Annotated in this window: 12 protein-coding genes and 3 tRNA genes; 4 read left to right on the top strand and 11 right to left on the bottom strand. The window is 54.9% G+C overall.

Annotated features, from left to right (window positions below):
* Window positions 1–122 precede the first annotated feature (122 nt).
* From hflX to nnr, 7 genes are all read right to left on the bottom strand, one after another.
* Window positions 123–1403, bottom strand: a complete 1281-nt coding sequence (gene hflX, locus AC6I8K_RS16695) for a ribosome rescue GTPase HflX (protein WP_064738376.1) — start codon at window positions 1401–1403, stop codon at window positions 123–125.
* 80 nt (window positions 1404–1483) lie between these two features.
* Entirely contained in the window at window positions 1484–1801 is a 318-nt protein-coding gene (hfq, locus tag AC6I8K_RS16700) for an RNA chaperone Hfq (protein ID WP_008103618.1), read from the bottom strand.
* Between the two features lie 110 nt (window positions 1802–1911).
* Complete coding sequence (miaA, locus tag AC6I8K_RS16705) at window positions 1912–2853, bottom strand: tRNA (adenosine(37)-N6)-dimethylallyltransferase MiaA (protein ID WP_064738375.1); 942 nt, start codon at window positions 2851–2853, stop codon at window positions 1912–1914.
* Window positions 2846–4708 carry a DNA mismatch repair endonuclease MutL gene (gene mutL / locus AC6I8K_RS16710; RefSeq protein WP_497827105.1) on the bottom strand — a complete coding sequence of 621 codons (1863 nt, stop codon included), beginning with the start codon at window positions 4706–4708 and terminating at the stop codon, window positions 2846–2848. Before mutL ends, miaA begins: the two co-directional genes overlap by 8 nt.
* 43 nt (window positions 4709–4751) lie before the next feature.
* On the bottom strand, window positions 4752–6410 hold the full coding sequence (amiB, locus tag AC6I8K_RS16715; RefSeq protein ID WP_483816310.1) for an N-acetylmuramoyl-L-alanine amidase AmiB: 1659 nt from the start codon (window positions 6408–6410) through the stop codon (window positions 4752–4754).
* Complete coding sequence (tsaE, locus tag AC6I8K_RS16720) at window positions 6407–6883, bottom strand: tRNA (adenosine(37)-N6)-threonylcarbamoyltransferase complex ATPase subunit type 1 TsaE (protein ID WP_064738372.1); 477 nt, start codon at window positions 6881–6883, stop codon at window positions 6407–6409. Before tsaE ends, amiB begins: the two co-directional genes overlap by 4 nt.
* Before the next feature lie 3 nt (window positions 6884–6886).
* Window positions 6887–8404 carry a bifunctional ADP-dependent NAD(P)H-hydrate dehydratase/NAD(P)H-hydrate epimerase gene (gene nnr / locus AC6I8K_RS16725; RefSeq protein WP_497827106.1) on the bottom strand — a complete coding sequence of 506 codons (1518 nt, stop codon included), beginning with the start codon at window positions 8402–8404 and terminating at the stop codon, window positions 6887–6889.
* Between nnr and queG the strand changes: the two genes are divergently transcribed.
* Window positions 8403–9542 (top strand): tRNA epoxyqueuosine(34) reductase QueG, encoded by a 1140-nt coding sequence (queG, locus tag AC6I8K_RS16730; RefSeq protein ID WP_497827107.1) that lies wholly within the window; start codon window positions 8403–8405, stop codon window positions 9540–9542. The two genes, nnr and queG, sit on opposite strands and share 2 nt — an antisense overlap.
* A 435-nt stretch (window positions 9543–9977) precedes the next feature.
* On the opposite strand, the gene AC6I8K_RS16735 is transcribed toward queG, so the two are convergent.
* The 4 genes from AC6I8K_RS16735 to orn form a co-directional block, all read right to left on the bottom strand.
* Window positions 9978–10053 (bottom strand) — tRNA-Gly (locus tag AC6I8K_RS16735).
* Between the two features lie 197 nt (window positions 10054–10250).
* Window positions 10251–10326, bottom strand: a tRNA-Gly gene (locus AC6I8K_RS16740).
* Window positions 10327–10354: 28 nt separating this feature from the next.
* Window positions 10355–10430, bottom strand: a tRNA-Gly gene (locus AC6I8K_RS16745).
* Between the two features lie 298 nt (window positions 10431–10728).
* Complete coding sequence (orn, locus tag AC6I8K_RS16750; protein ID WP_064738370.1) at window positions 10729–11277, bottom strand: oligoribonuclease; 549 nt, start codon at window positions 11275–11277, stop codon at window positions 10729–10731.
* Between the two features lie 103 nt (window positions 11278–11380).
* Between orn and rsgA the strand changes: the two genes are divergently transcribed.
* The 3 genes from rsgA to mscM all read left to right on the top strand — a co-directional run bounded on the left by rsgA (window position 11381) and on the right by mscM (window position 16765).
* On the top strand, window positions 11381–12424 hold the full coding sequence (gene rsgA, locus AC6I8K_RS16755; RefSeq protein ID WP_483816313.1) for a small ribosomal subunit biogenesis GTPase RsgA: 1044 nt from the start codon (window positions 11381–11383) through the stop codon (window positions 12422–12424).
* Window positions 12425–12517: 93 nt separating this feature from the next.
* Window positions 12518–13414, top strand: coding sequence for an archaetidylserine decarboxylase (gene asd / locus AC6I8K_RS16760; RefSeq protein ID WP_064738368.1), 897 nt, complete (start codon window positions 12518–12520; stop codon window positions 13412–13414).
* Window positions 13415–13429: 15 nt separating this feature from the next.
* Window positions 13430–16765, top strand: coding sequence for a miniconductance mechanosensitive channel MscM (mscM, locus tag AC6I8K_RS16765; protein ID WP_483816314.1), 3336 nt, complete (start codon window positions 13430–13432; stop codon window positions 16763–16765).
* The last annotated feature ends 6 nt before the right edge of the window (window positions 16766–16771 follow it).

Below are 16771 nucleotides of genomic sequence, written 5' to 3' on the forward strand. Positions count from 1 at the left end.
CAGGGATTCACTCAGTTGCCGCCTTGCTGGAATCCGAAATATTCGGTTAAATCCTGCACATACGGCTTGCAACGATAATGACGACAATCTAAAAGATATTGAGTAAAGGCGTTAGGGCAATTTCAAACAATATAACTGGCTAGCGACGGCTCTTGTTTACACAAACGACGCCAATCAACAATCGGCATACGCACGTGCAAACCCACACAGCCATCATCCTCATTCCATTCTTTTTCTATTGCATGTAGCTGATAAAAACGACTGCGTAAACGGCCGGCTTCCGGCGGCAGACGTAAGTCGTACTGCGCAATTTCACCGGCTAAACGCTCAGAAAGCGCTTGCCACAGCAACGGCAGACCCACGCCGCTCTGTGCAGATAACCAAACGCGAATCGGTTGATTCTCTTCATTACGATCGATACGCGGCACAAAGTCCTCCAGCATATCGATTTTGTTCATGATCAGCAGCGCCGGAATTTCGTCGGCTTCAATCTCTTCCAGAACGTCGTTTACGGCATCAATGTTGTCATTAACGCGCAAATCCGCGGCATCAATCACATGCAGCAGTAATGTTGCCTGACGTGTTTCCTGCAGCGTGGCTTTAAACGCCGCGACCAAGTCGTGCGGCAAGTGACGGATAAAACCGACCGTGTCCGCTAACACCACTTCACCGACATCCGCCACATTCAGACGACGTAACGTCGGATCCAGTGTTGCGAACAGTTGATCCGCTACATAAACATCCGCAGAGGTGATCGCGTTAAACAGGGTTGATTTGCCGGCGTTGGTATAACCCACCAGCGAGACCGTAGGCACGTCAGCTTTGGCGCGCGCTTGTCTGCCCTGATCGCGCTGCTTTTCAACGCGTTCAAGACGGGAGAGAATCTGACTGATGCGACCACGCAGCAGGCGTCGGTCCGTTTCCAGCTGAGTTTCACCCGGACCCCGTAAACCGATACCGCCTTTTTGGCGTTCAAGGTGTGTCCATCCGCGAACCAAACGGGTGGCTAAATGGCGCAACTGTGCCAGCTCGACCTGCAGTTTCCCTTCATGGGTGCGGGCGCGCTGGGCGAAAATATCGAGAATTAAGCCGGTGCGATCGATTACGCGACATTCGCACAGCCGTTCAAGATTACGTTCCTGAGCAGGAGTTAAGGCATGATCGAATAACACGACCGATGCTCCACTCGCTTTTACCGCATCGGCAATTTCAACTGCCTTTCCTTCACCGACAAAATATTTGGGATGTGGCGCTTTACGGCTGCCCGTAATGACTTGCAGCGCTTCAACGCCCGCAGAAGAGACAAGAGTTTCAAACTCCTGCAAATCTTCCAGCTCTTTGTCTTGGGAGAACCAGATGTGTACCAGTACGGCCTGCTCACCGGCATCATAACGGTCAAACAAGCTATAACCTCGCTAAAATAAAATAACCAGGACAGGAAAACGTGCTCGTTCTCCAGCCCTGGCTTTACGGCAGCGCAAAATTATTCTGCGTTATCGCCGTCTTGTTGTGGCTGCGACTGAGCGCCTTGGTTGCTTCCGCTGTGATGATAGTTGCTGCTACCACCGCTGCCGCCCGCGTTGTTGCTATGGTGCGACACTGGACGAGAAGGAACCACTGTAGAGATGGCGTGCTTATACACCATCTGGCTAACCGTGTTTTTTAGCAGAATGACGAACTGATCAAAGGATTCAATTTGCCCTTGCAGCTTAATACCATTCACCAAATAGATCGAAACCGGTACACGTTCACGACGCAATGCGTTCAAAAACGGGTCTTGTAAAGATTGCCCCTTAGCCATTCTATCTTTTCCTTATATGCTTGTTGTTTATTGCTTTAAGAACCGTGGTTCAGAAAAACTGCGTAAAAATTTGCGCACGATAACGGACCAATTGTACACAATCATCCCTGCTACGCACTAACTACCTTAAGCACCGCATTACGCGCTAACTCTGGCTCATCACTGTTTAACCAGTGTACTTCAGGCCAGCCACGTAACCAGGTCATCTGGCGTTTAGCGAGCTGCCGAGTGGCGCAAATTCCCCGATAAACCATTTCGTCGTAATCGATTTCACCAGATAGATAAGACCACATCTGGCGATAACCTACACAACGAATGGAAGGCATGTCCGTATGCAAATCACCTCGCGCAAACAGTGCACGAGCCTCCGCTTCAAATCCTGACGCTAGCATCTGGTCGTAACGCAACGCAATGCGTTGATGTATCAGTTCACGGCTCGCCGGTGCGATAGCAAACTGGTACACGTCGTAGGGTAACGCTTCGCCGGAGGTTTTTGTCAGTTCCGTTAAAGTTTTACCCGAAATAAAAAAAACTTCCAGTGCTCGCGAAAGTCTCTGCGGATCATTCGGATGAATACGACTACCGGCGACCGGATCGATTTCACACAGCTGGCGGTGCAGGACTTCCCACCCTTTCTCCGCCGCCATTTGCTCTATTCGCTGACGCACCTCGGGATCGGCCGAGGGCAACGGCGACAATCCTTCAAGTAACGCCTTGAAGTAGAGCATGGTTCCACCAACAAGCAACGGAATCTTCCCCTTCTGGGTAATTTCCGCCATTTCTGCCAACGCATCGCGACGAAACTCTGCAGCGGAATACGCTTCCGCTGGATCGCGAATGTCCAGCAAACGATGGGGCGCCAGTGCTAACTCTTCTGCCGACGGTTTCGCCGTGCCAATATCCATCCCGCGATAGATTAAGGCAGAGTCAACGCTAATAAGTTCCACCGGAAGTTGCTGACGCAGCGAAATCGCTAATGCCGTCTTACCGGAGGCGGTAGGCCCCATCAAAAAAATTGCCTTTGGCCGGCTAGCCTGGTTTAGTTCACTCATGCTTCAACGCGTTCAGCGCGCTCTCAATCTCAATGGCCTGTAACAGACCTGAAGGCGGCGACTTCAGCAGTTGCGGACAAAGCCTTTCCAGCTCTGCCAGCAGTGCAATCGCCTGCGAGTGATTCCAGTGAGCGTCTTCTGCATCATCTCGACGCGCCAGCCATTGGGCCAACGTGGATGCAGAAACCTCTTGCTGCCGGGCCAGGTAGCCTAACAGTTCTGGAATCAAGATTTGTAAATTTTGTGTTCGTAACGGTAAAGGCACCGCGCGCAGCGTCACGTGCTGCCCTTCTCGTTGTAAATCAATGCCCATCAGGTTAAGCAACACTGCGTGATCGGCGATAGCGGCCAGCTCGGGCGCGGCAATTTTCAGGCGTACCGGGATCAACAGCGGCTGCGGTTTCAAACCCTCTTCTCCAGGTTGCAGCTGGGCCTGTTTTAGCCACCGCGCGGCTACCGTCAGCGATAACAATTGCAACGTATTTCCGCGCTCCAGCAGCGCATAACGATCCTGCATTACGCTCAACACACGGCCAAAACTTTGCGCGTGGGCGGTCAGCGGCGCATCAAGCGTTTCCGGCTGACGTACTGACGTAGCAGCAGCAGGCGCGGGCGCAGCGCGTGGCGTTGCTGCCGCCGGCGTTTTGATTAACTGCTTATACGCATTACCTTCACGCGCACTGTAAACAGGTTCTTTATTCTGCCAGTTTGCACTCGCCGCCGCCGCCGCAGAAGCACCACCGCTGCGTGGCGTGTTGGTGGGTTGAGCAAAGTGGTTCGCACCCGCCGCCTGGCGGTTTTCTGGCTGCCACTTAGGTGCAGGTTCTTCGGCGTGTAGAATAGGCAATTCCGGCGCGCGGCTGGCTTGCAGCACACTCATCACGCCTTGCCAGATAAAGTCATGAACCAAGCGCGACTGATGGAATCGCACCTCATGCTTAGCGGGATGGACATTCACATCCACCTGATGTGGGTCAATCTCGAGATACAGCACGTAAGCGGGCTGCTGATCGTCGCCGAGCTGCGTTTGATACGCCTGACGAATCGCGTGATTAATCAGCTTGTCGCGCATCATGCGTCCGTTGACGTAGCAATATTGCAGATCGGTAACCTGGCGCGAACCGTTTGGATCGGCGACCCAACCGCGCAGCGCTAAATCATCGTGCTGCCACTCAATGCGTAAGGCGTGCTGCATAAACGTGGTGCCGCAAATAGCACCTAAGCGTCGCTCTCGCTGCGCATCCTCACTGACCGCGCGATACTGGCGCATCAACTTACCGTTGTGGCTGAGCGAAATAGCAACGTCAAAGCGTGCCAGAGCAATACGACGAATCACCTCATCAATATGGGTGAATTCGGTCTTTTCGGTGCGCATAAATTTGCGGCGTGCGGGCGTGTTATAAAACAAGTCGAGCACTTCCAACGACGTGCCCACTGGATGTGCAGCCGGTTTCACCGTGACATCCATGTCGCGTCCTTCCGCATAGGCCTGCCAGGCTTCGCTTTGATCGGCAGTGCGCGAGGTCAGGGTTAAACGCGAAACGGAACTGATACTGGCGAGCGCTTCGCCACGAAAACCGAGGCTCATAATCGCCTCAAGATCGTCGAGCGAAGCAATTTTGCTGGTTGCATGTCGCGCCAGTGCCATCGCCAATTCGGCTTTAGCGATGCCGCAGCCGTTATCGCGAATGCGGATGAGCTTGGCGCCGCCTTTCTCGATATCGACATCAATGCGCGTGGCACCGGCATCAAGGCTGTTTTCCACCAGCTCTTTTACGACCGACGCCGGACGTTCAACCACTTCGCCTGCGGCAATCTGGTTCGCCAGCTGCGGCGGTAAAATCTGTATTGGCATGGTGGTGATCCTTCTGGCTGGTTGGCTCACTGGGAGCCAACAATCAGGATTGCGGTATTTTTAAGTTTTGCCCCAGCATCACATTGCTCGACTTCATATTATTCGCCTGCATGATGGCTTTCGAGCTCACACCGTAGTGCGCCGCAATCGCAGTCAGCGAATCGCCGCGCACCACTTTATGTCGCGTCGGACGGCTTGTTGCCGCAGCGCTGACGCTGGATTGCGCCGGTACTTTCAGGCGCTGCCCCACCCAAACCACATCACGCTTCAGGCTATTCATCTCACGTAACGTCGCCATGTTCACGCCATATTTCGCCGCAATACCCGACAGCGTTTCGCCACGCGTGACGGTATGACGCTGCGTCGCGCCGGTATATTGCACCGTACCGGTCGCCGGGTTGCTGGCGACGCTAACCGCTGGTGCGCTGTCCAGCGGCCGGTTTTCCTCCTTTGGGATCGATTGCAGCGGATGCGTAAGGAAATAATTGCGCAGGCCTTTATAAATCGACTGAGCAATCTTCTCCTGATACGCGCTGCTGCCAAGCAGCCGCTCCTCCGCGGCATTACTGATAAAGCCGGTTTCGACCAGTAAAGAAGGAATATCCGGGGAACGTAAAACGCCAAGGCTGGCATGTTCCGGCAGACGTTTATGCAACGGCGTAATGCCGCGCAGCTGCTGCAGGACTTTGACGGCGACGTCATAGCCTACACGCTGTGAATGACCGAACTGCAAATCCAGCACGGCCTGGCTGAGATAGGGATCGGCCTGGCTGTTCGCCAGCAGATCGCCTGCGCCGCCCAGCAGCTCAGATTGTTTCTCTTTCTGTTCCAGCCAGTTAGCCATTTCGTTATTGGCACGACGGTTAGACAGCACCCAAACCGATGCGCCCGTGGCGGAATGGTTGGGCGCGGCGTCGGCGTGAATGGATACCAGCAGATTCGCGTTCTCTTTACGCGCCACTTCAGAGCGGCCCATCACCGAAATGAAATAGTCGCCGTTACGCGTCAGCACCGGTTTAAACATCGGATCTTGATCCATCAGTGCCTTCAACTTACGTGCAATCGAAATGGTGACATTCTTCTCGTGCAAACCGCGCTGGCCGGAGGCGCCGGGATCCTGACCGCCGTGTCCGGCATCAATCGCCACAATCACCACATCGTTGCGGCTTAACGCTCCACCGGGACGCACGGTGGTATTGCTGCTGCTGACGGCAGTAACCTGATTGGCATTGAACGGATTGCCCTGACTGCTGCTCGGGCTCTGGCTTTCACGTGCCGTGGTCACGGGTGCTGCGGCGGTGCGTTTCGCTGGCTGAGTGCCGCGGATGGTGAACACCACGCGATAATGATTGCCATCACGCTGCGTGCTGGCGCGCGTCTGCGCTGGCTGCGTCAGTTCGAACACCAAACGCAGGCTTTGCTTGTCCTTCGGCTGACTGTGGCGAATGCGCTGCACAATATTTTCGCCGCTAAAATTCAACGGCAAGCCTTTAATCGCGCCGCTTTGACGGATATCCAGCACCACGCGGTTGGGATTATGCAGCGGGAAAAAGCCATACACTGGCTGACCATTAAAGCTCAGCGTGACGGTGGCCTGGCTATCGCCATTCTCAACTTTGATATCAGATAACGTGGCAGACAACGCCGAGGCAGAAAACAGGCACAACAAGCCCAGTACAATGATTTTCATCCGTGACATCATGCCGGATCCCTGCCTTGCTCGAATTGGTTTAACAGCGCGTCGCCCGTCGTGGAAACCGCGCTAATTTCAGCTTCACGCGCCGCGTCAACATAGCGCAAGGTCAACGCTAAATCAGGCTCAGGCAATACGCCGGTGCCCTGTTGTGGCCACTCCACCAGACAGAGCGCATCCCCCGTGAAGTAATCGCGGATGCCCATGAACTCCAGCTCTTCGGGATCGGCAAGACGATAAAGATCGAAATGGTACAGCGTGCGAGATCCGAGCTCGTAGGGTTCGACCAGCGTATAAGTTGGGCTTTTAACATTGCCTTGATGGCCGAGCGCCTGCAGAAAACCACGGCTAAAGGTGGTCTTACCGGCACCCAGATCGCCATAAAGATAGATCACCAGCGCGCTGTTGCAGACGCGCGCCAATTGCGCACCCAGATTCAGGGTTGCCGCCTCATCGGGCAAAGGGATAACACAGGTTTTCATGCTTTATTGTTGGATCATCTCTGGATTAACAAACTGCCATAGCAGCTCGAACAAATCAGTGGCTAACATGCCCCGAGTACCGCGCTGACGCGCGACGGCATCGGCTGTTGCCCCATGCGCGACACAGCCTGCAAAGGCTGCATCAAGTAATGTCAGTTTTTGGCCTAGCAGAGCGGCAATCATTCCGCTCAGCACATCGCCCATTCCGCCGGACGCCATGCCCGCATTGCCAACATCGGCAATGGCGATATCACCCGCTGCACTGGCAATCACCGTGCCCGCGCCTTTCAGTACTACCACGCCACCGTAGCGTTTCACCAAGGCGCGCGCAGCATGTAAGCGATCACTTTCAATCTCGCTGGTTTTCACCCCAAGTAAGCGCGCGGCTTCGCCTGGATGCGGCGTAATGATGCGATTCTGACGGTTATCCTGCTTGATTGCCAGCAGGTTAAGCGCATCCGCATCCCAAAGCATCGGCTTTTCACTGGCCGCGATCTTTTTCAGTGCCTTCTGAGCCCAATCGCGCTGGCCGAGCCCCGGTCCAACGGCGATCACATCCGCCCACTCCAGCGCCTGGTCAAGGCGTTCATCGGTGAGCGCATCAACCATTAACTCCGGTCTCGCGGTGAGAATCGGGCCAATATTATCTTCATGCGTCAGCACACGCACAAGCCCGGCGCCTGTTCGCAGCGCGGCTTCGCCGGTCATACGAATCGCACCCGCCGTACCGCTATCGCCGCCGACGACTAACAGCCGGCCTTGATCGCCTTTGTGTGAGGTAGCACGACGCGGTTTAAGCCAGCGCGCTAAATCCGCGGCGCCATAGCGTGAAATCGGCGCCTGTGCTGCGGCAAGGAACGGTGACAAGCCCAACTCATGGTTATGCAGTACACCAATGTAATCGCGCGCCTTGCCGGTCAGTTGGCCCGGTTTCAGCGTAATCATGCTCAGCGTGTGATCAGCAATGACCGTCTCACCGGGCGTCGTGCCGTTAGCCGCCACTAAACCGGAGGGGATATCGATTGCCAGTACCGGTGCGGTATGCGTGTTGATGAGAGTAATGAGGCGATCGTAAGGCGCCGCAGGCGCACGATTTAGGCCGGTGCCGAGCAGCGCATCAACAATGACATCAACCTGCTCCGGCCAGGCCGAATCCGCCGCATGAATTACGCCACCCGCCGCCAGCCACGCGTCTTGCGCCTGCTGCGCCTCTTCTGGCAAGGCTTTGCTGCCTTCACAGGCCAGCAGCGTTACGTTCAATCCTGCCGCCTGGGCCAGCCGCGCGACCACATAACCATCGCCGCCGTTATTGCCATGCCCGCACAGGACCAACCAATGCTGCGACTGAGGCCACAGTTGGCGGGCTAATTCGTAGCTGGCTTGTCCAGCACGCTGCATCAGCTCGAACAGCGTTAGGCCCAGGCTATCAGCGGCATCGCGTTCCAGCTGTGCCATCGCCTGCGCAGGCCAGACAGAGTGTGTTAAACTGCACGCGTTTGCATCAATTGCCTGGTTTCTCATGTCATATCCTCTCGATCTTCAACAGCTCGCTCAACATATTAAACAATGGGGACGCGACCTCGGTTTCCAACAGGTGGGTATTTGCGATACCGATCTGAGCGCCGAAGAGCCCAAACTGCAGGCGTGGCTGGATAAGCAGTATCACGGCGAGATGGATTGGATGGCGCGCCACGGCATGATGCGCGCGCGGCCACATGAACTGCTGCCCGGCACGCTGCGCGTGATCAGCGTACGCATGAACTACCTTCCTGCCAAAGCCGCCTTTGCCAGCACGTTGAAAAATCCTCAGCTGGGCTATGTAAGCCGCTATGCACTGGGCCGCGACTACCACAAAGTATTACGCAATCGACTGAAAAAGCTTGGAGAAATGATTCAGGCGCATTGTGGCGAGCTCAATTTTCGCCCGTTCGTCGATTCCGCGCCAATTCTCGAACGCCCGATAGCCGCTAAAGCAGGGTTAGGCTGGACCGGCAAACATTCGCTCATCCTTAACCGTGAAGCCGGTTCATGGTTCTTTCTCGGCGAACTGCTGATTGATTTGCCGTTACCGGTGGATCAGCCACAGGAAGAACAGTGTGGACGCTGTGTCGCCTGCATGACCATCTGCCCCACTGCCGCTATCGTCGAACCTTACGTCGTCGATGCGCGTCGCTGCATCTCCTATCTCACCATCGAGTTGGAAGGCGCAATCCCAGAAGAGTTCCGTCCGTTAATGGGTAATCGGATTTATGGCTGCGACGATTGCCAGCTGATTTGCCCGTGGAATCGTTACGGCCAGTTAACCGATGAAGACGATTTTTCACCGCGCGCGGTGCTGCATGCGCCGCCGCTCACCGATCTGTTCAAATGGGATGAAGCCAAATTTCTGCGCATCACCGAAGGTTCAGCGATTCGGCGCATTGGGCATTTACGCTGGTTGCGCAATATTGCGGTGGCATTGGGCAATGCGCCTTGGGCAGAAGAAAATATGGCGGCATTAGAATTGCGGAGCGGCGAACATCCCCTGCTTGATGAACATATTGAATGGGCGATTGCACAGCAGTTGCAGAAACGCGCGGCGCAGGCGGTTGAGGTGCAGCCAGCGAAGAAACAGCGACTGGTGCGCGCGGTCGAAAAAGGCCTGCCACGTGATGCGTGATTGAGCAGTCGCACAGGATAAAACTCTTTTCCACATGCTGTGAATAAAATTATCCAACTGAATAGTGACGGAGATCGTAATTTCGTCTAAAGGGGAAGATTACAGACTGAAATACGTTTAACTAATTATAAATCAATTAGTTAACCGATTATTGTAAATATTCACGTCGTGTTTAACGCGCAGGGGTTTGTCCAGAGCTTGTGGATAACTCTGTTCAAAACAGTTTTAAAGAACGGGGAAAACGCCGTCAGAACCTTGCAGGCACATTGTGGATAACCTGTAAGATAACTGCATCAGACATCAGCATTATCGGTACTCGCGAGGCGTGCAAAATTTCCAGAAAAAAACGATGTCGCATGCGATCAAAAAAGATCTGCAGCAGTTTTAATTCTGATTGCGCCTTAGGGCAAATAACATTAGTGAATATAAAAAAATTGGAGCGGGAAACGAGACTCGAACTCGCGACCCCGACCTTGGCAAGGTCGTGCTCTACCAACTGAGCTATTCCCGCATAATCTTCGTATTTTAGTCTGCTACTGCGTTGGCTGCCTTCACTTACCCTTGTCACTTACTGATGTAAGCGCCGAGGGATTCGTTCAGTTGCCGCCTTGTTGTAAACTAAAATACTTGATTCTGACTCTTCGTATTTTTGTCACAACAATCACGCTAACGACTAAATCCGTGATTTGGATGGTTAACTACAAACTCTGGAGCGGGAAACGAGACTCGAACTCGCGACCCCGACCTTGGCAAGGTCGTGCTCTACCAACTGAGCTATTCCCGCATTAGAGGTTTACTGCTTAACGAAAGTTTGGAGCGGGAAACGAGACTCGAACTCGCGACCCCGACCTTGGCAAGGTCGTGCTCTACCAACTGAGCTATTCCCGCATAATCTTCGCCTGTTTATTTGCTGCTGCGTTGGCTGCCTTCACTCGCACAGGTCACTTACTTAAGTAAGCTCGCTGTGACTCGTTCAGTTGCCGTCTTGCATCAAATGAACATGCTCGATTCTGTCTTTCGTTACAAACTTTGCTGCTCCGTCCCGCATGAATTTCTTCACCGGTACGGGGTGCGCATTATACGAGAAATCCTTTCAGTCGCAAGAGTCTAAAAGCAAAATTTTGCGCTTTCCGCGCGTTCGCTGCTTTTATCGACAACCTGATGATTTCCTGCGCACCCGCGGAGGTTAAAGCTGCAGGAAGTGCTCGCGATAGTAAGCCAACTCGGCGACAGACTCACGAATATCATCCAGTGCCTGATGGCTGCCGGACTTTTTGAAGCCTGGCAAGATATCCGGTTTCCAGCGGCGCGCCAGCTCTTTCAGCGTGCTGACGTCGAGATAGCGATAGTGGAAATAGGCTTCCAGTTCAGGCATGTACTTGAACAGGAAACGACGATCCTGACCAATACTGTTGCCGCAAATCGGCGAGGTATTCGCCGGCACCCACTGTTTCAGGAATTCAATAGTGGCCCGTTCCGCGGCACGATCGTCATGCTCGCTGGCTTTGACTCGCGCCACCAAACCGCTATTGGTATGCGTGCGCACGTTCCAGTCATCCATCAACGCGAGCTGCTCGTCCGATTGATGCACTGCGAATACCGGACCTTCTGCGAGGATGTTAAGGTTGGCATCGGTCACGATAGTGGCGATCTCAATAATGCGATCGCGTTCCGGATCCAATCCGGTCATTTCGAGGTCGATCCAAATCAGGTTGTTTTCATTTCCAGCTGTCATGCGTTTCCCGCCTGTTGCCAAAGTCGTCATTAAACTCATTTCAGGTGTATCATAGACGTTTTGCCCAGCAGGGCGAAACCTGGCGAAAGCCGTGAGAGGATGCGTGAGTAAAAACAAACTGTCGAAAGGTCAACAACGCCGCGTAAGCGCCAACCATCAGCGTCGTCTGCAGCAACGGAGTGATAAGCCGGAGCCGGATGATAGCCTGTTTGGAGAAGCGGCTGATGGCGTGGTGATCAGCCGTTTCGGCATGCACGCAGACGTGGAAGATAGCGAGGGCGTTGTGCATCGCTGTAACATCCGCCGTACTCTTCGCTCGCTGGTAACGGGCGATCGCGTATTGTGGCGCGTGGCGATTGGTGGCGGTAAAGGGATTGTCGAAGCGGTACACGATCGCAAAACGGTGCTAACGCGTCCAGACTTCTATGACGGCGTGAAACCGATCGCTGCCAACATCGATCAGATCATCATCGTTTCAGCGATCCTGCCGGAACTGTCGCTTAACATCATCGATCGCTATCTGGTCGCGAGCGAAACGCTCGGCATTGAGCCCTTGCTGGTGCTGAACAAAACCGATCTTTTGGATGCCGAAGGACGGGCGTTTGTTGATGAGCAGATGGAGATTTATCGCAACATTGGTTATCGCGTGTTGATGGTTTCCAGCCACGCTAAAAATGGGTTGGTTGAACTGGAAAGTGCCTTAACCGGTCGCGTCAGCATCTTTGCCGGTCAATCTGGCGTGGGCAAATCGAGCCTGTTAAATAACCTGCTTGGCCTGGATGTGGCGGCTGAAATTCTGACCAACGATGTGTCGAATGTTTCCGGCCTGGGTCAACACACCACCACTGCTTCACGTCTCTATCACTTCCCAGCGGGCGGTGATGTGATCGATTCCCCAGGCGTACGTGAGTTTGGTTTATGGCATCTTGAACCGGAACAGGTAACGCGCGGATTTGTCGAATTCCGTGAATTTCTCGGCAGTTGCCGCTTCCGCGACTGTAAGCATGATACCGATCCTGGCTGCGCCATCCGCGAAGCGGTAGAAGAAGGCAAGATTGATGTCTCCCGCTTCGATAACTACCACCGAATTCTTGAGAGTATGGCGCAGGTAAAGACGCGTAAAAACTTTTCCTCCGACGCAGATTAAGCAGTACAACGGCACATTCGCCAATGCACTGGGGCGCTGCTACAATCCGCCCCCCTTTTTGTTAACAATACGTCATTAAGCCAGGAGGCAACGGTGTTTGATCGTTTTAAACTCGGCCTGAATCATATTTTGCCCAAAAAAGGGCTCACCGAACTCGCCGGTTGGGGCGCCAGCCGTCGTGGTGGCTGGCTCACGAAAGCGGTCATCGACATCTTCGTCTGGTACTACAACGTGGATATGGCGGAAGCCAGCAAGCCACATACCAGCAGCTACCGCACCTTCAATGATTTCTTCGTGCGTCCGTTAAAAGAGGGCGCGCGTCCCATCGATCCTGACGCCACGTTACTGGCGCTGCCAGCCGATGGCGCGATCAGCCAGCTGGGCCGCATTGCCGGCGATCAGATCTTCCAGGCCAAAGGCCACACTTACAGCCTGCAAGCGCTGCTGGCCGGTAACGACGATCTGGCGGATCAGTTCCACGACGGCGAGTTTGTTACCACTTACCTTGCCCCGCGTGATTATCACCGCGTCCATATGCCGTGTAACGGCGTCCTGCGCGAAATGACCTATGTGCCCGGCGATCTCTACTCAGTAAACCCGCTGACCGCGCGTAACATCCCCAATTTGTTTGCGCGTAACGAACGCGTGATCTGCGTATTTGACACCGATCATGGCCCGATGGTGCAGATCCTTGTCGGCGCGACCATTGTTGGCAGCATCGAAACCGTGTGGGCGGGCACCGTAACGCCACCGCGCGAAGGGGTGATCAAACGCTGGCGCTATCCGTCTGCCGATCATGATGGCGCGGTAGTGCTGCTGAAAGGCCAGGAAATGGGTCGCTTTAAGTTGGGTTCTACAGTCATCAACCTATTTGCACCTAAACGTGTGAAGTTGGCTGAAAGCCTTGAAGCCGAAAGTAAAACCCGCCTCGGTCAGCCGCTGGCCATCGCCCTGCCTCAGCCTGGCGACAGCGTCTCACTTAGCAAATAATCCGGAATCTTTCCCGTGCGTGTTTTCCTCTTCCTCCTGCTGAGCCTTGTGCTCAGCAGTTCTGTCTTTGCCGCTAGCGTTCCGCAATCCAGTCAGCTCAAGCAAGAACTGGATGTGGCTAAATCCGCGAAAAGCTCCCCCGCGCAAACCGAACAGGTTCAGGCGCTGGAAGCAGCGATAAATTTCCTAAACGAGCGCGATGAGTCGCTGGAGCGCGCAAAGCAGTATCAACAGGTGATCGATGATTTCCCGCGGCTCGCGCGCGAACTTCGTCAGCAGATCGCCACGCTTACCGACAACAGTAAATCGGTACGCAGCAATATGAGCAGCGCCGAGCTGGATCAAGAGTTGTTGCAGGTGAGCAGCCAGCTGCTGGAGGAAGGCCGCCAGGCACAGCAAGAGCAGGATCGCGCCCGCGAGATCAGCGATTCACTGTCGCAGCTGCCGCAGCAGCAAACGGATGCACGTCGCGCGATGACCGAAAGCGATCGCCGCGCGCAGAGTTCCTCGACGGCGACCACGCCGTTGGCGCAGGCGCAGATTTACGCGCGTCAGGCAGAAAATGCCGCCAATAAAGCGCGCGTGGACGAGTTAGAGCTGGCACAGCTCTCGGCGAATAATCGTCAGGAACTGGCGCGCATGCGCGCTGAAGTGCATCAGCGTAAAGCCACCCAGCTGGATAACTATCTGCAGGCGCTGCGCAATCAGCTGAATAATCAGCGCCAGCGTGAAGCGGAGCTGGCGCTGGAGCGTACCGAGCAACTGGCAGAAAACAGCGGCGACCTGCCGAGTTCGATCAGCGATCAGTTTCGCGTTAACCGCGAACTCTCCGCCGACCTCAATCAGCAAGCGCAGCGCATGGATTTAGTCGCTTCGCAGCAGCGTTTGGCCACCAATCAGACCCTGCAGGTGCGTCAGGCATTGAGCACGCTGCGCGAGCAGTCGCAATGGCTGGGGGCGTCAAATCTGTTAGGTGAAGCTTTGCGCGCTCAGGTGGCGCGTCTGCCAGAGATGCCGAAGTCTCAGCAGATTGACAGCGAAATGGGCCAGCTGCGCGTGCAACGCCTGCATTATGAAGATCTGTTAGAGCGCCAGCAGGATCTGCGCAAAGCCAGGCAAGATGACGGCACGCCATTCAGCAGCGATCAGGTGCGCATCCTTGAAGCGCAACTCAAAACCCAACGCGAGCTGTTGAATTCCCTGATTTCCGGTTGCGATACGCTGATTCTGGAAATCACCAAGCTTAAAGTTTCCAATACGCAGCTGCAGGATGCCCTCGCCGAAGTAAAAGATGCGACCCATCGCTATCTCTTCTGGACCGCCGACGTCAACACCATCAGCCTGAATTTCCCGGTTGAGATGGCGCAGGATCTTAAGCGTCTGCTGTCGCTGGATACCGCCGGCCAGCTCGGCAAAGCGCTGGCGATGATGTTCACCAATCGCGAAACCGTGTTGCCCATTATTGGCGCGGTTTTGCTGGTTGGCTTCAGCATCAGCTCACGCCGCCACTACAACGCTTTTATGGAGCGCTCTGCCAGCCGCGTCGGTAAAGTGACACAGGACCGCTTTAGCCTGACGCTGCGCACGGTATTTTGGTCGATCCTGGTGGCGGTGCCGCTGCCGGTGCTGTGGGCCGCGCTTGGCTACGGTTTGCAACATGCCTGGCCTTATCCGTTTGCCGTGGCGATTGGCGATGGCATTACCGCTACGCTGCCGCTGCTGTGGGCCTTTATGATCAGCGCCGCGTTTGCCCGTCCCGATGGCTTGTTTGTGGTGCACTTCCGCTGGCCGCAAGCGCGTGTAGCGCGTGCGATGCGCTATTACTCGCTGTCCGTTGGGCTGATTGTGCCGCTAATCATGTTGCTGATCGCCTTTGCGAATCTCGACGATCCGCAATTCTCAGGCACGCTGGGACGCGTGTGCTTCATCCTGATTTGTGGCGCACTGAGTATCGTTACCGTCAGCCTGAAACGCGCCGGAATTCCGCTGTATCTGGATAAAGAGGGCAACGGCGATAACTTCGTAAACCGCATTTTGTGGAACCTGATGATTGCCCTGCCGCTGGTGGCTGCCCTCGCCTCTTGCATCGGTTATCTCGCCACCGCGCAAGCGCTGCTGGCGCGCCTGGAAACGTCAGTGGGGATTTGGTTCTTCCTGTTGGTGGTGTATCACATCATCCGCCGCTGGATGCTGATTCAGCGCCGCCGCATCGCCTTTGACCGTGCGCGTCAGCGACGTGCCGATATGCTGGCCAACCGCGCGCGCAGTGAAGAAGAGAAAGAGCAATCAACACCCGTGAATGCCGACACCATTGAGATTGAAGAACCCAGTATTGATCTCGATGAGATCAGCGCGCAGTCGCTGCGGCTGGTGCGTTCAATCCTGACGCTGATTGCGCTGGTTTCAGTGATTGTGCTGTGGTCAGAAATTCACTCCGCGTTTAGCTTCCTCGATAACATTCCGCTGTGGAATGCCAGCACCACCATTCAGGGCGTTGATAGCGTGCAGGCGATTACGCTGGGTGCGGTGCTGATTGCGATTCTGGTGCTGATTATCACCACCCAGCTGGTGCGTAATATGCCTGCTCTGCTGGAGCTGGCGCTGTTACAGCATCTCAGCCTGGCGCCGGGCACCGGCTACGCCATTACCACCTTGACCAAATATGCGTTGATGCTGATTGGCGGCTTGATTGGCTTCTCAATGATGGGCATTGAGTGGTCGAAGCTGCAATGGCTGGTTGCCGCGTTAGGTCTGGGTTTGGGCTTCGGTATGCAGGAGATTTTCGCCAACTTTATCTCCGGCCTGATCATCCTGTTCGAGAAACCGATCCGTATCGGCGATACCGTGACCATTCGCGATCTGACAGGTAGCATCACCCGCATCAACACGCGCGCCACCACTATTACCGATTGGGACCGCAAAGAGATCATCGTGCCGAACAAAGCTTTCATTACGGAGCAGTTCGTGAACTGGTCGCTGTCGGATTCGGTCACACGCGTGGTGCTGACAATTCCGGCGCCGGCCAGAGTCAACAGCGATGAAGTGACTAACATTCTTAAGCAGGCGGCCGACCGCTGCACCTACGTGCTCGATATGCCAGCGCCGGATGTGTTCCTGGTCGATTTGCAGCAAGGTATTCAGCTGTTTGAACTGCGGGTGCATGCGGCAGAGATGGGACATCGTATGCCGCTGCGCCATGAGCTGCATCAGCTGATTCTGCGCGGCTTTGAGGAGCACGGCATTGAGATGCCGTTCCCACCGTTCCAGGTACGCATGGAGACGCTAGGAAAGCAAAACCCTGCGAGCAACGGTGCGCCCGCCAATAAGACCTTCAAATCTGGCGGATTATAAAAACAA

The organism is Pantoea sp. X-Soil-ISGK-421, assembly GCF_059730785.1.

Excerpts from the sequence above, each read along its gene's own strand:
- tsaE (WP_064738372.1), bottom strand. The coding sequence starts at position 6,883 with ATGAAAACCTGTGTTATCCCTTTGCCCGATGAGGCGGCAACCCTGAAT.
- amiB (WP_483816310.1), bottom strand. The coding sequence starts at position 6,410 with ATGATGTCACGGATGAAAATCATTGTACTGGGCTTGTTGTGCCTGTTT.
- orn (WP_064738370.1), bottom strand. The coding sequence starts at position 11,277 with ATGACAGCTGGAAATGAAAACAACCTGATTTGGATCGACCTCGAAATG.
- nnr (WP_497827106.1), bottom strand. The coding sequence starts at position 8,404 with ATGAGAAACCAGGCAATTGATGCAAACGCGTGCAGTTTAACACACTCT.
- miaA (WP_064738375.1), bottom strand. The coding sequence starts at position 2,853 with ATGAGTGAACTAAACCAGGCTAGCCGGCCAAAGGCAATTTTTTTGATG.
- hfq (WP_008103618.1), bottom strand. The coding sequence starts at position 1,801 with ATGGCTAAGGGGCAATCTTTACAAGACCCGTTTTTGAACGCATTGCGT.
- mutL (WP_497827105.1), bottom strand. The coding sequence starts at position 4,708 with ATGCCAATACAGATTTTACCGCCGCAGCTGGCGAACCAGATTGCCGCA.
- queG (WP_497827107.1), top strand. The coding sequence starts at position 8,403 with ATGTCATATCCTCTCGATCTTCAACAGCTCGCTCAACATATTAAACAA.